The following is a 6,863-nucleotide window of genomic DNA, read 5'->3' on the forward strand; positions in this document are numbered from 1 at the left end:
CTCGCCACTCTCAACTTCGCCCTCTACATTAATTGAAGGTATACAGCATTTAATTTCTTGATTCTTATTTTCATTTTTATATTCATATTGGATTAAGAATCTGCCTTTTATATCCGAACTAGGAAAATGTAAATCATTATCTAACTTTATAGTAGTAAATTCCACTTCCTCATTATTAACATATAATTTAATATTACCTAATGGAGTTAATAGCATTTTATCGCCCACTTAATTATGATTTTTACACTTAAAATTTCTACTAAGAGATGTTCAAAACCTTCCTACTCACTATTGTTAATAACATAGATATCTATTTTCTTTTATATTATGTATTCAACACCTTGGCCCTATAACTGTCGCCAATACCCATGAATTCTTTTTTATTTGGATAAAAACCTCAGGCTTCTTCCTTTGTTTTCGCATCTTTCATATCTGCCATTGCGAAATAAATGGAATTGCTTTCTACTGGTTCACGGTTGTCTTCTACCATTACATGTGTAATACTGGCGCCGCTTTCTTTAATCAACTGCTGCAATTCAAAGAAACGTTCCAAGTGTTCTTCTTTAAACGATGCCAGTTCGATCGGCGTGGAAGAATATAATTTAAGAAAACGTTTTTTTGAACCTGAATAACTTACTTTAAATTCTTCATCAAAACTTTCAAATTCTAGTTGTTCAATCGCAGGAATCACTTTCTCTAATTTATGAAAAGCTTTGTCGGCTTTCAATGCTTCAGGATAATCATCAGTAACCGTATCAGTCGAAGGATTCAGTGTTGCTTTGAATATAATATCCGGATGTTTTTCCGGAAATACCACAAACGTAGGATGAGAAGCAATTCCCTTTTCAATTACCTGTTCTATGCCGATTTTAAATCCATATTTTTCTTTTATATACTTTTGAACTTTTTGTTCCTCCGTACTATCAGCAAAGTACAGGGCTATGCCTGCAACCAAGGAAAAAAGAATTATTGTTAGAATAGCTAGAATAGCTTCCAAGTATTTCTTCATTTGTTTCACTCCAAATAGGATTATAACTTGTAAAATTAATGTTACTTGATTGTAGCAAAATGCTGCAAATTTTCACTTCTCCTTCCCAATTTTTTTCTATCTCGATTCTACTATAAATATCCTAATCTCTTTAAAGGTTATTCAACAATCTGACCCTATAATTGAATAAAGCACTTTCCTTATGCAAGGAATGCAATAAGTACATACTTTATTCATAAGAGGAAACTATACAATTAATTTTGATAAAGGTATAAGAGGTGGTTTGAAGAAAATGAAAAAGATGTTAATCACTTTTGTACTATTCCTTGTCCTTATTACTTCTTTTCAAACAACAGCTGCTTCATCTTCTGAACCAACTCAAGACTCTGAAGAGCTTAGATTACAGGATATGCTTATGAATATGCTTACGCGCCCGATTCAACAATTTGAGAGTATGATTCACTTCAAGCGTGAGCTTGAACTGTATATCGAGTACTACAATCACAAACGTATTAAAGGAAAATTAAAAGGATTGAGTCCGGTACAGTACCGAATTCAATCCTCCATAGAAGCTTAACCTAAAAGTATGTCTACTTTCTTGGGGTCACTTCAATTCAAGAATAGCGCCATTTTGTGGAAAATTGAAAGATGACATTCGAAGATAAATTGCTGAGCTGATAGATTTATACGGATGGACTACAGTGCCTTTTAAGCCGGATAGTTAATGTTTCTCCAGAAACCTCCATGCCTCTCAAATTACTCTTTTTCTTTCTTCTCTTTCTCTTCTTTCTTCCTCTCTTTCTCTTCTTCCTTCTTCTCTTTCTTTTCTTCCTTTTTCTCTTTCTTCTTCTCTTCTACTCCAGCTTTCTTATCCTTTTCCTCCTCCTTCTTCTCTTCTTTCACCCTTTGTTCCTTCTCTTTATTCGCTTGTTCCTTTAACTGTTTGCCTAATAATGATAAGTTAAATTCTTTCTGGTCAAATTCCGTAATGGACTCAGAGAGAATTTTATTGAAAATTTTTGTGACTGTTGACCCGCTGGATCCCTGTAAATAATGATTTTCATCCGTCTGATCATAGCCCATCCAGACTGCCCCGACAATTTGAGGCGTATATCCGACAAACCAATGATCCTTTGCTCCTCCAGCATTGGCAAATGGAAGTTGTGTTGTACCCGTTTTACCCGCTATTGCCAAACCTTCCACTTGAGCATTTATCCCCGAGCCTTCCTCTACGACACCCCTAAGCATATAGGTGATTTTCTGGGCTACTAAAGGACCTATGACTTCTGTAGCGTTGCTTTGCCATTCCGCCATAACCTCGCCATTGGCATCTTCAATTTTTACAATAGCATGTACTTCTGCCATCACCCCATTATTGGGGAATGCGGAAAACGCCTGCGCCATCAATAAAGGCGATACGCCTTCATTCATCCCACCAAGTGCTAAACCTAGATTAGAATCCGCTTCGGTTAATGGAATACCGAAACGCTCGACTGCATTTATCCCGTATTTCAATCCCATTCTTTGCAATAACCATACCGCCGGGACGTTATAGGAATTGACCAAAGCATCATACATCGTCACTTCTCCACGGAATTGATTGTCAACATTCATTGGTTGATAGCCGTCTATATTAATCGGCGAGTCCTGTAATTTATCATAAATTTCAAATCCCTGTTCCAAAGCCGGCGTATATACTGCCAGCGGTTTCATGGTAGAGCCAGGTTGCCGTTTTAGTTGAGTAGCCCGATTAAATCCTCTAAAAGTATGTTCCCCTCTTCCTCCAACAAGTGCGTTTATTCCGCCAGTGGAGGGGTTGATGAAGATGGCTCCACTTTGAATTAGCTGGTCGGATTGCCCTTCAGGAAACATCTCGTCATCCTTGTACACCTGTTCAACTGCATTTTGTATTGCCGGATTTAATTCTGTATAAATATGAAGTCCACCTGAAAGAACCTCATTTTCTGTAAGACCATATTCTTTTATGGCTTCCTCAATGATATGGTCTACATAATATGGGTATTTCCCTTTATATTCGTCAGTATTTTCGCCGTCTAAAACGATAGGCTGTTCTTTTGCCGTATCCACATCATTTTGACTAATGTAGCCTTCCTTTTCCATTAAGGAAACAACAAGATCTCTCCGTTCAACTGATTTACTCATATCTTTGAATGGCGACAAAATGGAAGGTGCTTTAATTAACCCAGCGAGCATTGCCGACTCACCTATCGTTAATTCCGTCACATCTTTGCCAAAGTACGTCTGTGAAGCACGCTGGATGCCCCAAGCTCCTTCACCAAAATAAATCTGGTTTAAGTAGCGTTCCATAATTTCATCTTTGGAGTACGTCTGTTCAATTTTTTTCGTCAAGATAAGCTCTTTAAACTTTCTCGTATATGTACGTTCTTGTGTTAAAAAAACGTTTTTGGCCAACTGCTGCGTAATTGTGCTTCCGCCCGCCACAATATCGCCACTCGTAATGTTTTGCATCAATGCCCGAACAATTCCGATCACATTAATGCCATCGTGCTTGTAAAACTTCTGGTCTTCTGTAGCGATTACTGCCTGAACAAGATGCTCTGGAATCTGTTCTATACTAACTCCATCAATTTTGGAACCTGAAATCTTGCTGGCTACATCACCCTTTTGATCATAAATAATCGTTGGCTGTGGCGTTGGCTCTTCTAATTTACTGACATCGCTTGTCCAAATTAAAATATTGAATAGAAGCAAACTGGCTAAAAAAAATATTAAAACTGCTGCTAAAATTTTTATCCTGAATTTTTCGCCATTAAACTTACCCCATATCCGCCCGGTCGATTTTTGTTGCTGTCTTCTTTCCATTCTTCTCACGTTTTGTTCCACCTTCTACCCTCTAGTCTAACGATTCAGCCTGTGCATAAAGGTTATTGTTAGATATGTCACATACATAGTCAATAGGGCATTTGTAATCTGCTACTTTGTCCCCCCTTATGTAAACCGTTCCATTCATGACCATTCATGACCATTCATTGGTTCACATTCCAACAACAAAAGCACCTAATTTCGGTTTTTATTATGATGTCCAAAAATATAGTTTACTTTTAGTTATATTTCATGAATTGTGGCGCGCTTCAAAAATCTTTTACTATACGTCTTAATATTTCTTCTAAGGGGGATAATGTACATTATACAAAGAGAATGATTTGGTGGAGAGGTGTTTTACGGTGCTTGTCGCAATAGTGTCCTTTATTATAAGTTGGATAGCCTATCTATTCTTTTCTGATAAAAAGAGATTCCATTTATATGTTTTTACTGTTTACATAGGGATTGTTTTGGCATTGATTACAGACTTGCTGATGTTTGTTTATCCCCTTTGGCACTATCCGGGATCAAAGGTAGAGCAATTCTTCATTCAATTACTAAATGGATTCGGCTTATATTTTGTAGTTATCTACTTCTTCCTCCAATTACTACCAAAAATACAAACGATTTTATCGGTAGCACGTTATATCTTTTATTGGTCTATATTTGCCATTATACTTGAGCTCTTTTATTTGTATATTGGTTTTATTGAACACGGATTATGGTGGAATATCATGCATTCATATATTGCAGATTGGATTTTACTTTTTTTATTTTATCTCCATCATAGGTGGGCATCAAAGTATTCAATAATAAAATAAATGTAAATTAATTTGATATAGGGGATTTTAATATGCAAACTAGTTGGCAAGAGGTTGCTAAATTATCAGAGCAGTACAGCTCCACCAGATTGGAGTATTGGTTAAATGAAACCTTATTTACCATCAGTTGGTGGGTTCTATTGGCTACCACTCTTGGTCTTTGTATTGTATGGGTCATTATTTTAGATAAAAAGAGGATTTTCGAGATACTCTCATACGGATTTATGGTTTCTAGTATAAGTACAATATTAGATGCACTTGGTGTTATTCTCATGTTTTGGCAATACAATCATACTTTAACGCCTTTATCGATACCTATTGAAATTCACATTGTACAAATGCCTATTATTTATATGATTATTTACCAATATTTTAGACCATGGAAAACATTCTTAATTGCCATCACAATCAATGCATTTATCTTCGCATTTATTCTGGAAGAACTGTTGGTGTGGCTACACATATATGAATTACAATCCTGGGAACATATCTATTCATTTTTCCCTTATATCCTGATCGGAGTATTCATTAAATGGGTCATTGATAAATTTGGACAGAAGTATTTCGCATAGCATGCTTACAGTAGCTCATTATATGGTAAAAAAGAAAAATTCAGTGGGAAGAATAGAATTGTTTTTCAGGTTACATAATAACCTAAGTGTTGTTATGTAACACTAAATCTTTCAATGTTGAGGGGGACATACTTTGAATACTGTATTTAGCTTAATTTCCAGTCTGTTTATTATTTACCTTAAAGTAACTTCCTTACTTAATAAAAAGACATTTGAGCTGAAGGCCTGGTTAAGAATTCCTTCTTTAACGCAAGCAATGGTATTCATTAAGTAATCTCTATTATGCATTGTAAAAAAAGGTGAGTGCATTATTGCCCACCTTTTTTCCTTTTTTATAATCCTCTATTTTCTATCAAATGCTTTTGGCGGAGATTCCAGCCAACCTTTATCAATTAAGATATTAGCCGCATCATCAGCAAATAAGCCATTATTGACCATAGCTCTTCCATATAAAGCGCTTATATCTCTTCTTCCATTAACCGCAATTGAGTTTCCCAATGTCCTTATCTTCATAGAAAACATGTCAAATTTATGGTATAACATGATTTTATCTGAAAAAGGTGGATAGGTGGATGTTGTAACCAAATGATCGATATATGACGGTGCTTGTAGGTTTTCATTATGAAGCTTTTCAGCAAATTGCTTCACCGCCTTATCGGTCATTCCTAAACCTCGTTTAAATAAAGTCTTTATCTTTTCATCTTTAACGGTCTGATAAAATCCTAATAAGAACGCTTTACTTGTTGTGTTATTTTCAATGTTATCGTATAGGTGAATAATTTCCATTGCATGAAGTGGTCTAACCTCCCCAAGCCAACCGTTTAGATAGCTTTGTTTATTTATAAAATCGCTTTTTTCAGGTGTTGGAATAATTGGAGGTTTTACAACTAATTTCTTGTCATATATAAGATTATTAACTTGTCCTGTTAGGATCATGGTACATTGATTTGCATAAACGAAAAATTCTCTTATATCCTCCCTCATTACTAGCGGAATGGCTACTGCGTAAATGCTCATACCTGCCTTAGCCGCATATTTTAAATAATGTGCATAAAACTCATCTCTGTATAAACGTGGGGCACCAAGATTTACATCCTCTTCGGTAAATCCTATTGGTATAGGGAAATTTGCATCTTTAAAAAACTTCTCAATTCTCTGCAAAAAATCATTACTTAATTCCAAGCCATTTTCCAATAACGTCCTAATAGTTTCATCCTCACAATGCTGAAGAAAATAAGGTAGAATATGACTTGACATACTGTTTCCCATATAGGTAACCCAAAGTTTACCCATTTCAACAACCGTTAAAGGTTGAGATTCGTCTAATTCTTGCGTACTCAAACTTAGTGGTTTCAAAACATTCATTGGATTTAATTCTTTATCGGCCTGTTCCATAAATAACCTCCTATTTTATATGTCAAATAATAATATTCCCTCGACTAGGGAAATGTATGAATGAACAATCTGTACAGTTGATAAAATAAAAAAAGAAGATATCAAAAAATTAGCTAAGAGCCTTTTTGATTATCTTCTTCAATTTTCAACTTATCTATTGTCCCTTTAATGAAAAAGACACTTTCCTTATTCTAGGAGGTAGTGACCCCTTAAAGTTAGAGTTTTTATTATGTAGCTAATTGG

Annotated in this window: 6 protein-coding genes and 2 pseudogenes; 4 read left to right on the forward strand and 4 right to left on the reverse strand. The window is 35.4% G+C overall.

All coding sequences use genetic code 11. The features are described 5' to 3' along the window. The coding region (locus CD33_RS20570) for a hypothetical protein (protein ID WP_036197008.1) at window positions 1-216 on the reverse strand (216 nt) is incomplete at its 3' end. Between the two features lie 181 nt (window positions 217-397). Next, the gene (locus tag CD33_RS00260) at window positions 398-1,009 is read right to left on the reverse strand and encodes a hypothetical protein (RefSeq protein ID WP_036197010.1); all 612 of its coding nucleotides are present in this window, start codon (window positions 1,007-1,009) and stop codon (window positions 398-400) included. Between the two features lie 271 nt (window positions 1,010-1,280). Here CD33_RS00260 and CD33_RS20965 point away from each other — a divergent pair. Further along, window positions 1,281-1,433: pseudogene (locus CD33_RS20965) on the forward strand (DUF3888 domain-containing protein); the annotation flags it as partial. Next, window positions 1,428-1,565 (forward strand): annotated as a pseudogene (locus CD33_RS20060) (IS3 family transposase); the annotation flags it as partial. The pseudogenes CD33_RS20965 and CD33_RS20060, both read left to right, overlap by 6 nt. A gap of 179 nt (window positions 1,566-1,744) precedes the next feature. Here the strand turns inward: CD33_RS20060 and CD33_RS00270 are convergent. Beyond that, a complete protein-coding gene (locus CD33_RS00270; RefSeq protein WP_235863439.1) occupies window positions 1,745-3,832 on the reverse strand; it encodes a transglycosylase domain-containing protein in 2,088 nt (695 codons plus the stop codon). 377 nt (window positions 3,833-4,209) lie between these two features. Here CD33_RS00270 and CD33_RS20850 point away from each other — a divergent pair, with 377 nt between their 5' ends. Next, window positions 4,210-4,653: a CBO0543 family protein gene (locus CD33_RS20850; protein WP_373906667.1), complete on the forward strand. Its 444-nt coding sequence runs from the start codon at window positions 4,210-4,212 to the stop codon at window positions 4,651-4,653. Window positions 4,654-4,685: 32 nt separating this feature from the next. Then, on the forward strand, window positions 4,686-5,225 hold the full coding sequence (locus CD33_RS00280) for a CBO0543 family protein (RefSeq protein ID WP_036197015.1): 540 nt from the start codon (window positions 4,686-4,688) through the stop codon (window positions 5,223-5,225). Between the two features lie 342 nt (window positions 5,226-5,567). On the opposite strand, the gene CD33_RS00285 is transcribed toward CD33_RS00280, so the two are convergent. Then, window positions 5,568-6,620 carry a DUF3231 family protein gene (locus CD33_RS00285; RefSeq protein ID WP_235863438.1) on the reverse strand — a complete coding sequence of 351 codons (1,053 nt, stop codon included), beginning with the start codon at window positions 6,618-6,620 and terminating at the stop codon, window positions 5,568-5,570. Window positions 6,621-6,863: the final 243 nt, after the last annotated feature.

This window comes from Ureibacillus sinduriensis BLB-1 = JCM 15800 (assembly GCF_000772955.1).
In the GTDB taxonomy this organism is placed as follows: Bacteria; Bacillota; Bacilli; order Bacillales_A; family Planococcaceae; genus Ureibacillus; species Ureibacillus sinduriensis.

What these genes read in the sequence shown, in the direction of transcription:
- CD33_RS00260 (WP_036197010.1), bottom strand. Translation starts at nt 1,009, where the DNA reads ATGAAGAAATACTTGGAAGCTATTCTAGCTATTCTAACAATAATTCTT.
- CD33_RS00270 (WP_235863439.1), bottom strand. Translation starts at nt 3,832, where the DNA reads ATGGAAAGAAGACAGCAACAAAAATCGACCGGGCGGATATGGGGTAAG.
- CD33_RS00280 (WP_036197015.1), top strand. Translation starts at nt 4,686, where the DNA reads ATGCAAACTAGTTGGCAAGAGGTTGCTAAATTATCAGAGCAGTACAGC.
- CD33_RS00285 (WP_235863438.1), bottom strand. Translation starts at nt 6,620, where the DNA reads ATGGAACAGGCCGATAAAGAATTAAATCCAATGAATGTTTTGAAACCA.